Source organism: Streptomyces sp. NPDC004435, from assembly GCF_042873895.1.
Taxonomy (GTDB): Bacteria; Actinomycetota; Actinomycetes; order Streptomycetales; family Streptomycetaceae; genus Streptomyces.
This window is the reverse complement of record NZ_JBIAMB010000014.1, coordinates 199,486-213,186: the sequence shown is the minus strand read 5'-3', so window position 1 is coordinate 213,186 and position 13,701 is coordinate 199,486. Positions and strand designations below refer to the sequence as shown.

12 protein-coding genes are annotated in these 13,701 nt (G+C 76.4%); 6 read left to right on the top strand and 6 right to left on the bottom strand.

The genetic code is table 11. The features are described 5' to 3' along the window. The first annotated feature begins 96 nt into the window (after nucleotides 1–96). Both ACFYT9_RS25355 and ACFYT9_RS25350 read left to right on the top strand, forming a co-directional pair. Complete coding sequence (locus ACFYT9_RS25355) at nucleotides 97–1,677, top strand: phosphodiester glycosidase family protein (protein ID WP_389167525.1); 1,581 nt, start codon at nucleotides 97–99, stop codon at nucleotides 1,675–1,677. A gap of 86 nt (nucleotides 1,678–1,763) precedes the next feature. After that, entirely contained in the window at nucleotides 1,764–3,773 is a 2,010-nt protein-coding gene (locus ACFYT9_RS25350; RefSeq protein ID WP_389167524.1) for a SpoIIE family protein phosphatase, read from the top strand. A 14-nt stretch (nucleotides 3,774–3,787) separates the two neighbouring features. Here the strand turns inward: ACFYT9_RS25350 and ACFYT9_RS25345 are convergent, their stop codons facing one another. Beyond that, a complete protein-coding gene (locus ACFYT9_RS25345; RefSeq protein WP_389167522.1) occupies nucleotides 3,788–4,624 on the bottom strand; it encodes an L-threonylcarbamoyladenylate synthase in 837 nt (278 codons plus the stop codon). Between the two features lie 283 nt (nucleotides 4,625–4,907). Here ACFYT9_RS25345 and ACFYT9_RS25340 point away from each other — a divergent pair, with 283 nt between their 5' ends. Next, the gene (locus tag ACFYT9_RS25340) at nucleotides 4,908–5,264 is read left to right on the top strand and encodes a YrdB family protein (protein ID WP_389167519.1); all 357 of its coding nucleotides are present in this window, start codon (nucleotides 4,908–4,910) and stop codon (nucleotides 5,262–5,264) included. 66 nt (nucleotides 5,265–5,330) lie between these two features. On the opposite strand, the gene secD is transcribed toward ACFYT9_RS25340, so the two are convergent. Next, nucleotides 5,331–7,640 (bottom strand): protein translocase subunit SecD, encoded by a 2,310-nt coding sequence (gene secD / locus ACFYT9_RS25335; protein ID WP_389167517.1) that lies wholly within the window; start codon nucleotides 7,638–7,640, stop codon nucleotides 5,331–5,333. A gap of 251 nt (nucleotides 7,641–7,891) precedes the next feature. Further along, complete coding sequence (locus ACFYT9_RS25330) at nucleotides 7,892–8,425, bottom strand: hypothetical protein (RefSeq protein ID WP_389167515.1); 534 nt, start codon at nucleotides 8,423–8,425, stop codon at nucleotides 7,892–7,894. A 192-nt stretch (nucleotides 8,426–8,617) separates the two neighbouring features. Between ACFYT9_RS25330 and ACFYT9_RS25325 the strand changes: the two genes are divergently transcribed. Further along, complete coding sequence (locus ACFYT9_RS25325; RefSeq protein WP_389167512.1) at nucleotides 8,618–9,304, top strand: lysophospholipid acyltransferase family protein; 687 nt, start codon at nucleotides 8,618–8,620, stop codon at nucleotides 9,302–9,304. A 41-nt stretch (nucleotides 9,305–9,345) separates the two neighbouring features. Here the strand turns inward: ACFYT9_RS25325 and ACFYT9_RS25320 are convergent, their stop codons facing one another. After that, nucleotides 9,346–10,425, bottom strand: coding sequence for an enoyl-CoA hydratase/isomerase family protein (locus ACFYT9_RS25320; RefSeq protein WP_389167510.1), 1,080 nt, complete (start codon nucleotides 10,423–10,425; stop codon nucleotides 9,346–9,348). A 161-nt stretch (nucleotides 10,426–10,586) separates the two neighbouring features. On the opposite strand from ACFYT9_RS25320, the gene ACFYT9_RS25315 reads away from it, so the two are divergent. Both ACFYT9_RS25315 and ACFYT9_RS25310 read left to right on the top strand, forming a co-directional pair. Continuing rightward, nucleotides 10,587–10,772 (top strand): CsbD family protein, encoded by a 186-nt coding sequence (locus ACFYT9_RS25315; RefSeq protein WP_376604007.1) that lies wholly within the window; start codon nucleotides 10,587–10,589, stop codon nucleotides 10,770–10,772. A 43-nt stretch (nucleotides 10,773–10,815) separates the two neighbouring features. After that, nucleotides 10,816–11,481, top strand: a complete 666-nt coding sequence (locus tag ACFYT9_RS25310; RefSeq protein ID WP_389167507.1) for a GAP family protein — start codon at nucleotides 10,816–10,818, stop codon at nucleotides 11,479–11,481. Nucleotides 11,482–11,511: 30 nt separating this feature from the next. Here ACFYT9_RS25310 and ACFYT9_RS25305 read toward each other — a convergent pair whose 3' ends face one another. Next, the gene (locus ACFYT9_RS25305) at nucleotides 11,512–11,937 is read right to left on the bottom strand and encodes a hypothetical protein (protein ID WP_376604011.1); all 426 of its coding nucleotides are present in this window, start codon (nucleotides 11,935–11,937) and stop codon (nucleotides 11,512–11,514) included. 121 nt (nucleotides 11,938–12,058) lie between these two features. Then, entirely contained in the window at nucleotides 12,059–13,387 is a 1,329-nt protein-coding gene (locus ACFYT9_RS25300; RefSeq protein WP_389167504.1) for a cation:proton antiporter, read from the bottom strand. Between the last annotated feature and the right edge of the window lie 314 nt (nucleotides 13,388–13,701).

The window sequence follows — 13,701 nt, the reverse complement described above, 5'->3', positions numbered from 1 at the left end:
ACGCTGCGTACTGCGTCGAACTCCCCGTCACCCTCCCGCAACTGACGGTGTGTCTTCTCATCATCGAGGTGCGTTCCGACGACGGAAGGTCTCCCCATGCAGCGAAGGTCCCTCTCCCTCCTGGCGGCCGCGGCGGTCCTGTCCGCCGTCTCCCTGCCCCTCGCCGAGGCCCGCCCGGCCGGCCCGTACGCCACCGCGGCCCACCCTGTGCACGGCGCCGCCCGCGTCACCCGAGTGCCGGCCCCGGGCGTGACGCTCACCTCCCTCACGTACGGGCAGCGGGACGCCGACCACGTCTGGACCGTCCAGGTCGGCCTGCCGCTGCTCCCCGACGGCCCGTTCACGGGGGCGCCGCTGGCCCTGGGGCCGCGCGGGACCGCGCTGCGGGCGGCGGAGGCGCTGCGGACGGCGGGCTTCGAGCCGCGGGTGGAGGAGGTGACCACCCCGGCCTTCGCGGACCTGCGGCCGGGGGTCCTCGGCTGGACGGTACGGACCGGCCGGTCCGCGGACGAGGCCGGGGCGGCGGCCCTGGCCGAACGGCTCAGGGCCGCCGGGTTCACCGCCCGCACCCGCTACACGGGGCAGGACGGCACCGATGACGACGCGCCGCAGCGCGTCCATGTCCTGCGGGTGGACCTCGACGCCTTCGGCGGCCGGCTGGAGCCGGGCCACGGTCCCTCCCTCCTCGGCACGGAGAAGCTGACCGCGCTGATGGGTGCCGCGGGCGCCGTCGCCGGGATCAACGGGCAGTGGTTCTACGACAACGCCCCCGGCGGGCTCTACGTGAAGGGCGGGCGCCTCCTCGGCTCCGCGACCCAGGGACGGGCCGGCATCCGGCTGGAGGACGGCGGCCGGACCTTCGCCGTCGACACGTACACCGCCCGGGTGACGGTCACGGCGGCCGGGGAGACCGTCGAGGTCGACGGGGTCAACCGGATCCCCGGCGCGATCTGGAACTGCGGCGGTGTCGGCGGCGACCTGCCGACGGAGCGCCCGCAGCACGACGTCCGGTGCACCGACCCCAGCGAACTCGTCCGCTTCACTCCCGAGTGGGGCGCTCCCCCGGCCGGGGCCGGCGCGGAGGCCGTCCTCGACGCCCGGGGCCGGGTGACGGCCGTCCGCTCCGCGCGCGGCGCCGCCGTACCGCCCGGAGGCTCGACGCTCCAGGCCACCGGCGACAGCGCCGCCTGGCTGCGGCGCACCGCGCGGGTGGGCGCGACCCTGGCCTTCGACGAGCAGGTGCGCGACGGCCGGGGGCTGCCGGTCCCGCTGGGGTCCGGCACGACGATCCTCCAGGTGGGGCCCGCGCTGGTCCGCGACGGGCAGGTGGCGGTGAACGCGGTGGCCGACGGCATCGTCCGCGAGGGCCCCGACCCCTCCTTCACCTACGACTGGACGATCCGCGCCAACCCCCGGTCCATGATCGGCGTGGACGAGCAGGGCCGGCTGCTGCTCGTCGTCGCCGACGGGCGCAGGCCGGGCACCAGCGAGGGCCTGGGCATCGACGGCGCCGCCCGTCTGATGCGGGCGCTCGGCGCCCGTGCGGCGCTCAATCTCGACGGCGGGGGGTCGAGCGTCCTCGCGACGTCGGCGGGCATCGTCAACCAGCCCTCCGACGCCGCCGGCGAACGCGCGCTCGGCACCGGCCTGCTCCTCCTCCCGCCGGCGGCGCGCTGAGGGGAGCGGCGTGCGGCGACAGGCGGAGTGCCCCGGGAGCGGCCAGACTGGGCGTTGACCGGTGCCGGCCGTCGACAGGGGTGCACATGTTCGAGGACGTTCCGTCCGCGCTCGACGGCGCCGTCCTCGACCGTGCCGTCCTCGACACCGTGTTCCGGCAGACCGAGGTCGGCGTGCACGTGCTCGACCGCGAGCTGCGCCTCGTCCGGGTCACCGGTGCGGTGCTCGCCGAGCGGGGCGTCGCGGCGGAGGAGGTGCTGGGGCGGCCGGCGGCGGAGGCGTACCGGGTCTTCGGCGTCGAGGTGAAGGAGAGCGTGCTCCGCGAGATCCTGGACGGCGGGGCGCCGCTCCGGGACGTCCCCGTGCGGGGTCGCCCGCCGCGCGACGCGGGCCGCCCGCACGCGTACTCGGTGTCCGTGTACCCGCTGCGCGCACCGGGCCCGGACGGCGCCGAGCGCCCGGTGCTGGGGCTCGTCGCCACCATCGTGGACATCACCCAGCGGATCCGGGCCCAGCAGCGGCTCGGGCTGCTCTACGAGGCCCGCGAGCGGATCGGCCGGACCCTGGACGTGGAGCGGACCGCCCACGAGCTGGTCGAGGTGACCGTGCCCGGGTTCGCCGGGTCGGTCGTGGTCGCGCTGACCGACGCCGTGCTGCGGGGCAAGCCGCCGGAGCTGCGCCGGGCCGGCGAGACGCCGCTGCTGCGCTGTGCCGCCGTGGGCGGCTCCGGGAACGCCCTCGCGGACGGTCCGCTGCCGGAACCCGGGGCGGTGCTGCTGCCCGGACTGTTCGGCGAGCGGCTGTTCGGCGAGCGGCTGCCCGACGGCCCGGAACTGGCGGCCGGGGGCGCGCGGGTGGTGGCACCGCTCGCGGTCCGGGGGCAGCTGCTGGGGGCGGTGGTCTTCCGGCGCCCGCCCGGGGCCGATCCGTACGGCGAGGACGACCTCGCGCTCGTCGAGGGGGTGACGGCGCACACGGCGACCTGCCTGGAGAACGCGCTCCGCTTCACCCGCGAGCACATCGTCATGACCGCGCTCCAGTCCTGGCCGCTGCGGCCCGAGGGCGAGACCCGGCACGCCGTCGAGCTGGCCCAGCGGCACCGGCCGGGCGGCACCGGGGCGGGCTCGTGGTTCGACGTCATCGCGCTGCCGGGCGCGCGGGTGGCGCTGGTGGTCGGTCAGGTGGAGCGGCCGGTGCTGAGCTCGGTGGCGACGATGGGCCGGCTGCGGACCGCGGTCTACAGCCTGGCGACGCTGGACCTCGCCCCGCACGAACTGCTGGCCCGGCTCCACACCGTGACGCAGCGCCTCGCCCGGGAGCAGGGGCGGGCTCGGGGCGCGGACGAGCCGGTGGCGAGCTGCACGGTCGCCGTCCACGACCCGGTGACCGGTCGCCTCGAACTGGCCCGCGCGGGCGCCTCGCTGTGCGTCGCCGTCCGGCCCGACGGCTCACTCGACGCGGAGCTGGTGGAGGAGGGGCCGCTGCTGGGCGGTGAGGGACCGCCGTTCGCCTGCTCCTCCCACCTCCTGCCGGAGGGCACCACCCTCTGTCTGGCCTCCTCGGCGCGCGCCGACGGCGGCCCGACGGCGGCCCGGATCGCGGCGGCACTGGCCGCTCCCGACCGCGGCCCGCATCCCATGGCGGACGACCTGGCGGCGCTCCTCGCGCCCGAGCGGGTCCTGCTCGTGGCCCGCACCCTCCGGCTGCCGGCCGCGGACGTCGCCGAGTGGGAGGTGCCGTCCGAGTTGTCGGCGGTGGCGCGGGTGCGCCACGCGGCGGAGGAACGGGTACGGGAGTGGGGGCTCGCCGTGGACCCGCTGACCGTCGAGCTCATCGTGAGCGAACTGGTGACCAACGCCGTCCGGCACGGGGCGCCGCCGGTCGCCCTCCGGCTGCTCCGCGGCGACGCCGTGCTCACCGTGGAGGTGCGCGACGGCTCGGCCACCGCCCCGCACCTGCGGCACGCGAAGGCCGGTGACGAGGGCGGGCGCGGTCTGGACATCTGCTCGACCCTGGCGGACGCGTGGGGCGTCCGCTACGAGGGGGACGGCAAGACGGTGTGGGCCGAGATCGTGCCGGCAGGGGCTCCGGGCTGACCTGTCCCCCCGGGTCAGGCGAGGCCGTACGACCGGGGGGCGAGGGCCGTGGCGGCGTGCGGGGCCGCGACGAGGCCGAAGCCGTGGTTGGCGGCGACGGCGCGGATGTGGTCGGCGGAGAGCGAGCCGTGGCGTTCCAGGACGAGCGCGGGGAGGCCGGAGCGGGTGTGCCCGGCGGTGCGGTGGAAGGACAGGACGCTGACGGAGGCCGGCCGGTGGAAGGGATGGCGGCGACGGGCGGCCTCCTCGTCGGCGTGGGCCAGGATCCGGACACCGGACCCGGCGCCGAACTCCTCGGCGAGGCCGTCGGCCCGCCAGTGCGCGGGCTCCTGGGCGCTGCCGGTCAGGTGGTGCGAGCGGTTGGCGGAGGTGACGGCGAGGAAGTCGCCGCCGGTGCGGGCGAGCGCGGCGCCGAGGAAGGCGTGCGAGGGGCAGCGGGTGCCGGGCGCGATGACCTGGACGGTACGGGTGCCACCGTCGCTCGCGGTGAGCGCGCCCGGCACCCGCTCGGCCGCCGGTCCGCGCAGGCCGATCGGCCCGATCCCGAGCAGTTCGTCCATCAGTGACCGCACCTGCTGCCAGGGCACGCCCTCGGGGAGACGGGTCCAGTCGAAGGCTCCCGGGATCCGCTCCGGGACGGTGACGAGGCTCGCGGTCTGCCCCTCCGGCCGGCCCTTCAGCCGGTTCACGCTCTCGACGGTGGCGCTGTCGGGGCGGAAGGTCAGCGCGTAGAAGTTGCCGAACCCGTGCGCCACGACCCGCCCTTCGGCGAGCGCCGCGGCCGCGTCCCGTACGTCCTCAGGGTTGTCGAGCACCCAGGTCCTCACCGCCGTGGCCTGCTGAACGCTCACGGAAACCACCTCCGCGTCTTCGCCGTGTGATCGTTTTACGCGTGCAACGACCCAACGCCGAGGGGGTCACCCAAACCGCCCCTTCGGCCCACGCGCCCCTCCCTCGCGTCACCCGCGTGCGCGGCCGCCCCGCCCGTCCCCTTCGAACGACGGCCAGGCTGGGTGGCGCCGAACTCGGTCGGTGAGTGCGCCAGATGGGTTTACGATCACGTGTTCGTCTCGGGGCGCGGGCTCCGGGGCTTCGCTTCGAGCGGTCGGGCTGCGCCCGGTGAGAGGACGTCACATGAGGGCTGCGCACGTGGGGAACGATCTCCTGGCTTTCGTGTGGGAGATGCTCGCGCTCGGGGTGCTCGCCTGGTGGGGGTGGAGTGCCGCCGAGCCGGTGTGGCTGAAGGTGGTGGCGGCGGTGGGCGTGCCGGGGGCCGCGGCGACGCTCTGGGGGTTGTTCGCGGCGCCGAAGGCGCGGTTCCAGGTGCCGACGGCGGCGGTGCTGGCCGTGAAGGCGCTGGTCTTCGGGGCGGCGGCGCTGGCCCTCGCGGGGCTCGGGCACGGGGTGTGGGGGGTGGTGTTCGGTGCCGTGGCGGTCGTCAACACGGTGCTCGTGACGGTGTTCCGGCGGTCCGACGGGTACGGGTCCTGATGCCGGGCCGCCGCCGGTCGGGTGCCCCCTCGCGGGCGGGCGGTGACCGGCGGCGGCACGGAGGTCCTACACGACCGCGCCCGTGCGGTCGGCGGTCCTGGTCGGCGCGGGGCGGGTCGGGGCCGGGGTGCGGGTCTCCAGGGTGACCGTCAGCGGGAGGGCGGTGAAGACCGTCGAGGCCATGCCGAGGACGACGCCGGCGAGGAGCGCCACGGAGAAGTCCGTGAGGGTGTCGCCGCCGAGGACGGCGAGGGCGGCCAGGACGAAGAGGGCGCCGATGCCGGTGTTGACCGTACGGGGCAGGGTCTGGGCCACGGCGCGGTCGGCGAGATCCGCGAGCGGCAGCCGGCCTCCCTTGCGGCGCAGTTCGCGCAGCCGGTCCAGGACCACGACCGAGTCGTTGACGGAGTAGCCGACGACGGTCAGCAGCGCGGCCAGGAACACGCTGTCCACCGGCTTGCCGAGCCAGGCGAAGAGACCGACCACGAGCAGCACGTCCTGCACCATCGCGGCGACGGCCGCCAGCGCGTACGTCCAGCGGAAGCGGACGGAGAGGTAGACGAGCTGGGCCGCGACGGCGAGGCCGAGCGCGAGGAGCGCGTGGGTGCGCAGTTCGCCGCCGAGGCTCGGGCCGATCAGGTCGTCGCGCTCGACCGTGACGGGACCGGCGGCCTCGGTGAGCGCCTCGGTGATGCGGGTGTGGGCCGCGTCGCCGGTCTCCCCCACGCGCACGGTGACGTCCCGGCCGCCGTCGCCGGTGGTCTGGACGACGGCGTCGGGGAAGCCTGCCGCGGTGACGGCCGCGCGGGCGGCGTCGGCGTCCACCGGGCGGGTGGCGGTGTACTGGACGTCCCGGCCGCCGGTGAACTCGACGCCCAGTTCGACGCCCCGGACGCCGATCCCGGCGAGGGCGACGAGGAGCAGGGCGGTGCTGACGGTGAACCAGCGGCGCCGGTGGACCATCAGCCGCGGTGCCTCGCGGTTGAGCCGGGTGCGGAGCCGGCCGAGGCCCGCCATGCCGGTGAGGCGGGGCCTGCGGCGTACGGCGGGCAGGGCGAGGGCCGCGTCGGCGAGCAGCCGGGTGATCACCATGGCGGTGACCATCGAGGCGAGGACGCCGATGGCCAGGGTCACGCCGAAGCCCTTCACGGGACCGGTGGCGAAGGCGAAGAGGAGGCCGGCGGCGAGGAGGGTGGTGATGTTGGAGTCGGCGACGGCGCTCCACGCCTTGCCGAAGGCCGCGGCGAGCGGGCGGCGCGGATCGCGGGTGGCGGCGGAGCGGCCGAGGGCCGCGTACTCCTCCCTGGCCCGTTCGAAGACGAGGACGTTGGCGTCGACGGCGATGCCGACCGCGAGGACGAAGCCGGCGAGGCCGGGGAGGGTGAGGGTGGCGCCGAGCGCGACGACGGCCGCGTACGAGATCAGGCCGTAGAGGAGCAGGGCGATCGTGGCGAGCAGGCCGAGGAGGCGGTAGACGGCGATGACGAAGACGCCGGTGCAGGCGAGGCCGATGACGGCGGCGAGGGCGCTGGCGCGGATCGCCTCGGCGCCGAGGGTCGGGCCGACGGTGCTCTGCTCGACGGTGGTGACGGGGACGGGCAGCGCTCCGCCCTCGACGAGCGCGGCGAGGTCGCGGGCCTCCTCGGCGGAGAATCCGCCGGTGATCTGGGTGGCGCCGCCCGCGATTCCGGCGCCGCAGGCCACGCCGGTCTGCATGGCGGGGGCGGAGACGATCCGTCCGTCGAGGACGATCGCGACGCGGCGGGCGGGGTCTCCGGCCGGGGCGCAGGCGGCCTCGCCGGTGAGTCGGGCCCAGTCGGCGGCGGCGCCGTCGCGGAAGGCGAGGTCGACGGTCCAGCCGCGTCCGCCGGTCGGGTCGAGGACGGCGTCGGCGCTCTTCACTCCGTCGCCCGTGAGGGCCGGTGCGGCCAGGGCGAGGAAGCCTCCGGTGCCGGGGGCGGCGTCGGGGTCGGCGAGGACCCGGGTGCCGTCGGCGGCGGGCGGCTTCGCCGGGCCGTCGGCGGTGCCGGTGACGGGGTGGATGGTGAGCTGGGCGGTGCGTCCGATGACCTCGGCGGCCTCGCGCGGGTCGCGGAGGCCGGGGAGTTCGACGACGATCCGGTTCTCGCCGGAGCGGGCGAGCGAGGGCTCGGCGACGCCGAGCCCGTCGACGCGCTTGCGGAGCACTTCGAGGGCGCGGTCGGTGGCCTCGGCGTCGGCGCGGACGCCGGGGGCGTCCTGGGTCTGAAGGACGATCCGGGTGCCGCCGCGGAGGTCGAGTCCGAGGCGGGGCGAGGTGGTGAGGGCGGTCCAGAGGGCGAGCCCGACGACGACGAGCGCGAGGAGCGCGCGCCGGAGCACTGCGGATGAGGACATGGGGTCTCCACGGGCGTGCACGGCCGCGCGCCGGGGCGGCGGGCGTGCGAAGGCGAGCTGGGACACGCGCGCCGGGCCGTGTCTCCGGCGATCGCGCGGGAGCGGCTCGCCGCCTTCCCGGCGGTGGCCAGGGGGCGAGCTCCGCCCCGGCGGTGGCCGGGGAAGGGCGAGCTCCGCATGATCCGGAGGACACGGACGCGGGCCGGACGGCGGCATGCCGAGGGCCCGGGCGGCTGCGCGGTGGAACGGCGTCAGCTGTGCCGGGTGGAGGGTGGCCCCCGTGGGGCCGTGGGGTCGTACGGGAGGCCGGGCGGCGCGCGCTCCCGGCGCGGGTCCCCCTCGACGCGCCCGGGTCCCGGGGCCTCGTCCGCGACGCGGACGGCCGGGGGTGCCACGGGCGGCGCCGTGAACCGTACCGACTGCTCGACGGCCGCGGGCAGTTCCACGGCCTCGGCGGCCGACACCTGGGCGCCGGGCGCCGGAGCGAAAGTCTCGGAGGCGGCAGGCTGGCCGGGTGCGCCGGGCGCCGGAGCAGGGGCCTCGGCGGCGGCCGGCCGGCCGGGCGCGGGGCTCGCGGGCGGCGCCGTGAAGCGTGCCGACGCGTCGACGGCCAGGGGCTCCGCGTGGGCGTGGGGTTCCGGGGTGAGGGCCGCCGCGGCGGCGGTCGGGCTGCCGGTGCCGGCGGCGGCGCTCGCGGGCGGCACGAGGAACGCGCAGAGCGCGCAGAGCAGCGCGGGCAGGAGCCTGGCCAGGACGTGGACCGAGGACGGCCTGGTGCCGTGCACCGCCCACCCCCGTCCGTCGCGACCTCGTGTCGGGCCAGCCTAGACGGGTCGGCGGGCGGACGGGACACCAGGTGGCGGGGCGGCGCGGCTGAGTACGGGGTGAGTACGCGCGCCCATGCCGGAGGAGGGGGCTCCGGCCGACGATGGGCGCACCGCAGGTCGTATCGGTTCCGAAGGTGGAGGGTCCCGCCCGTGCTCAGTCGTCTCGCCGCGCATCTCGTCCCGTTCTTCGGGCGGTTGACCGTGACCGCGGATCCCGGTGCCAGGATCGAGCCGGGCGCCATCATCGTCGTCAACCACACCTCGCTCGCCGACCCGGCGCTGGTGCTGGCGGCGCTGCGGCGGCGGCTCGGCGCCGAGCCGGTGCTGCTCGCGGCGGCCGGACTGTGGCGGGTGCCGGGGCTGGGCCGGGCGCTGACCCGGGACGGGTACGTGCCGGTGCACCGCAACACCGCTCACGCCTCGGTCGCGCTGGACCGGGCGGCGGTGGCCCTCGCCTCGGGACGCCCGGTGATGCTCTACGCGGAGGGGCGGATCCCGCCGCGCCGGGAGGCGTCCGAGGCGCCGCCGCAGGAGTTCCGCACCGGTCTGGCGCGGCTCGCCGGGGCCACGGGTGCGCCGGTGGTGCCGGTCGGGCAGGCCGGGGCGCGCCGGATCACCTCGGGCGGCACGGTCAAGCAGATCGCGGGGGTGCTGACGGCCCCGCTGCGGCGCCCGTGCCTGCATGTGCACATCGGGGCGCCGCTGCGGCTGCCCGCGGACGTGCCGGCGGCGACGGCGCTGGCGCACGGCGCCGTCACGGAGGCGTGGCGGACGGCGGCGCTGGCGCTGGGCGAGCCGGCGGCGGGGCCGGGCGGCCGGCCGCCGGGGCTGGTCTGAGGCTCCCTCGCGTCGGGCGGGCCGTGCCAAGGCCGGGAGGGTCAGGCGGGGCCCAGGCCGAGGTCGCCGCCGGGCGGGGCCGTGAGGTAGCGGGCGACGTCGGCGTCGGTGACCTCGGCGAGGCCGGCGGGGCGCCAGCGCGGGTCGCGGTCCTTGTCGACGACCTGGGCGCGGATGCCCTCGACGAGGTCGTGGCCGGTGAGGGCGGCGCAGGAGGCGCGGTACTCCAGGTCGAGGACGGCTTCCAGGCTGTCGAGGGCGCGGGCGGCGCGCAGCACGGCGAGGGTGGCCTTGAGGGCGGTGGGCGACTTGGCGAGGAGGGTGGTCGCGGTCTCCTTGGCGGCGGGGACGCCGGAGTCGAAGAGCCGGTCGACGATCTCCTCGACGGTGGCCGCGGAGTAGCAGGTGTCGATCCACGCGCGCTGTTCGGCGAGTACGCCGGGGGCGGGTGCGGTGGTGTGCCGGGCGACGGCCTCGTCGTCGGGGAGGCGGGTGAGGTCGGCGGCGAGGGCGTCGAGCGCGGCGGCGGGGACGTGGTGGTCGGCGAGGCCGGTGAGGACGGCGTCGGCGGCGCCGATCTGCGCTCCGGTGAGGGCCAGGTGGGTGCCGAGTTCGCCGGGGGCGCGGCCGAGGAGCCAGGTGCCGCCGACGTCGGGGACGAGGCCGATGCCCGTCTCGGGCATGGCGATCCGGGAGCGTTCGGTGACGACGCGGACGGAGCCGTGGGAGGAGACGCCGACGCCGCCTCCCATGACGATGCCGTCCATGAAGGCGACGTAGGGCTTGGGGTAGCGGGCGATGCGGGCGTTGAGGCGGTACTCGTCGCGCCAGAAGGCGGCGGAGGCGGTGCCGCCGGCGCGGGCGTCGTCGTGGATGGCGCGGATGTCGCCGCCGGCGCACAGGCCCCGCTCCCCCGCGCCCCGCAGGACGACGGTGGTGACGGCCGGGTCGTGTTCCCAGTCCGTGAGGGCGGAGTCGAGGGCGCGGACCATGGGGTGGGTGAGGGCGTTGATGGCGCGGGGCCGGTCGAGGGTGAGGAACCCGGCCCGGCCCTCGGTGCGGCGCAGGACGTCGGGGCCCGGGACTGCGGGGGCGGGGCTCTCGGCGGGCACGGCGATCACTCGGTCCTTCCCTGGCACGGCACTGTGTCGCCGCCCACGCTACCGGGCGGGTCGCGGCACACCGGGGCTCGGGGCCCGCGGGCGGGGCGGTCGACGGGCGGCGGGAGCGGGCGCGGCCTAGCGTGGATCCCGGGGACGCCTCCTGAGGAGGGACCAGGGCCATGGGCAGCACCGTCGACAGGGCCAAGGGCAAGGTGAAGGAGATCGCCGGGCGGCTGACCGGCGACGAGCGGATGGAGGCCGAGGGCCGGACCGACCGGGCCCGGGCCGATCTGCACAAGGCCCTGCGGAGCCTGCGCGAGCGGGCCAGGGGTGTCGGTGACTCGCTGCGGAAGGGCCGCTCCTGACGGCCGCGGGCGTGCGGGCCGTTCCGGGGCCGGTGGTGGCGTGATGGTGGTCGACCTGTTGCTGATCGGGCTGGCGGTGACCCTGTTCCCGCTGCCGGTGATGGCGTTCGTGCTGGTGCTGGCCTCGCCCGGGGGTGTGCGCAAGGGGGTGGCGTTCATCCTCGCCTGGCTGGCCTGCCTGGTGGCCGTGATCGGGATCGTCGTCCTGATCACCGGCGGGCAGCCGCCCGCGCCCCGCTCCGCGCCGTCGAGGGCGGCGCAGGTGGCGACGGTGGTCATCGGCCTCGGGCTGATCGGGTACGCCGAGTACCGCCGGCGGCGCGTGCACCGGGGCGCGGCGGACCGGGCGGCCTCCGAGAAGGCCCCGCGGAAGGCGTCCTCGCCGGACGGGATCTCCCTGCGGTACGCGGCGATCCTCCCGCTGCTGCTCCAGCCGTGGGGCATGGTGAGCGCGGCGGCCGTCACCGTCGTCCACGCCGATCTCTCCGACACCGGGAACGTCGTCGCCCTCGTCGTCTTCTGTCTGGTCGCCACGTCCACGCTGCTCGTGATGGAGCTGTGGATGGTGTTCTCGCCCGAGCGGGCCCACCACATCCTCACCGGGCTGCACGACTGGCTCACCCGCCACAAGGAGCCCGCCATCTTCGCCCTCTGTCTGCTGCTGGGGCTGTGGCTGGTGAGCCACGGTCTCTACGAGCTGACGGCGTGACGGGCTCCTCGCGGCGTCTTCGCCGGCGGGCTACCGCAGCATCGAGTTGTCGGGCTTCACGACGCACAGGGCCCAGATGACGAAGCCGGACATGGCGATCATCAGGATCGACCAGGCCGGGTAGTACGGCAGGGACAGGAAGTTCGCGATCACGACGAGGGCGGCGATGGCCACGCCGGCCACGCGTGCCCACATCGACACCTTGTAGAGGCCGAAGCTGACGACGATCGCGACGGCGCCGAGAACGAGGTGGATCCAGCCCCAGCTGGTCAGGTCGAACTGGAAGACGTAGTTGGGCGTCGTGAGGAAGACGTCGTCCTCCGCGATGGCCATGATGCCCCGGAAGACGCCGACGACGCCGGTGATCCCGAGCATGACGGCGGCGAAGACGGTCAGTCCTCCCGCCCACAGCTGGCTCGTGCTGTCCGTCCGGTGCGGGGTGTGCGTGGCGGCCATGGTGGACCTCGCTCTCGTTCCGCGGAGTACGGGCCCGGCTGCCGTACCCGTGCTTCCCTCCATGGTCGTCCCGGAGGACGGAAGGCGCAGCGGGGAGCCGGGGCGGGGCTGTGACGTGCGGTTACGGGGTGGGGCCGTCGAGGTGGCGCATGCGGCGGCGGCCTCCGCCCTCCGGGACCTCGGCGGTCTCCCGCAGGTCGCCGTGCGCCGCGGCGCGCCGGTACCAGGCGCCGTACGCGCCCGCGAGCGCCGGGGACGTGGCGCCGTGGAGGAGGACGCTGAGGGCGACCGTGACGGCCACGATCCGGCCCAGCAGTTCGGTGCCGGCGACGTGTTCCTCGGCGACCAGGAGCCCCAGGACGACGGAGGCGAGGCCGCGGGGGCCGAACCACCCGACGTAGAGGACCGTGGGCGGGCGCAGGCCGCTGCCGAGGAGGGAGAGGGCGACGGGGACGAGCCGGACGACGGTGAGGCTGAGGACGGCGTAGAGGACGATCTGCCAGGTCAGGTGCTGGAGGGCGGGGCCGAGCAGGACGGCGCCGAAGAGGAGCAGCGCGATCGAGGCGAGGAGCTCTCCGAGGTCCTCGGCGAGTTCGGGGGTGGTGTCCCGGGGTGCGTCGCGGCCGGGTGCGGGGGGCTCCGGGGTGCCCGCGGGGTGGTTCCGCAGGGCGTGGCCGAAGGCGAAGCCGGCGACCCAGGCGGCGATGAAGCCACTGCCGTCGACGACGACGGCCAGTTCGTAGGAGGCGGCGGCGACGGCGAGGACGTAGACGTGGCGCCATTCCCGGGTGATCCAGCCGCGTGCCCGTGCGGCCTGGAGCAGCCGTCCGGCGACGCCGCCGGCCAGCAGGCCCAGGACGGTGCTGAGGAGCAGGGAGCGCCAGAAGGTGCCGGCCACGCCCTCGGCGGCGTACGAGGTGCCGGGGACGGCGGCGAGGAAGACGACGAAGAAGGGGAGGACCATGCCGTCGTTGAGGCCGCTCTCGACGTTCAGGCCCTGGCGGACCAGGGGCGGGACCCGCCGGTCGGAGATCGCGGTCTTGCCGAGCGCGGCGTCGGTGGGCGCCAGGATGACGGCGAGGAGCGCGAGCTCCCAGACGGTGAGGGCGGGGAAGAGGGGCGCGGCGAGCAGCCAGCCGGCCGCGATGCTCAGGAGGAGTCCGATGCCGAGGAGCCGGCGGGGCAGGAATCCGCCGAGGGTGAGGTCGCGGCGGCGGACGGCCATGGCGTCGGTGAAGAGCACCAGCGTGAGGGCGGCCTCCAGGAGCGCCGTGATCGCCCCGGCCTCGTCGGTCGCGACCACACCGAGGACGGCGGGGCCGAGGAGTACGCCGCAGCCGGTGAAGACGATCGCGGAGGAGACCGGTGTCGAGGCGAGCCGCCGTGAGCCGAGGGCGTAGGCCGCCGTGACGCCCGCCACGGCCAGGACCGTCCACGCGCCACCGCTCATGGGAAACGCCTCCCTCGCCCGCCCCGGGGGGAGCGTCGTCGGCGCGGGCACGCGGGCGGAAGGGGAAGGGGAAGGAAGGGGCGGGAAGGGGCGGGAAGGACTCACCCGCTTCTCGCGGATCCTGATTGCACGGTGCACGGCTTCGAGAGCCGCTACTCCGTGTCCTCGCACGGAGTCCTTCCCGTCACTTCCATGAAAACACCCCGCCGCGGGGGCCCCCCCCCCCGCCGGGCGGGGGGGGGGCGGGCCGGGGGGGGGGGGGGGGGGGCCCGCGCCCGCGGGGGGGGGGGGGGCGCCGCCGCCGGGGGGAGACG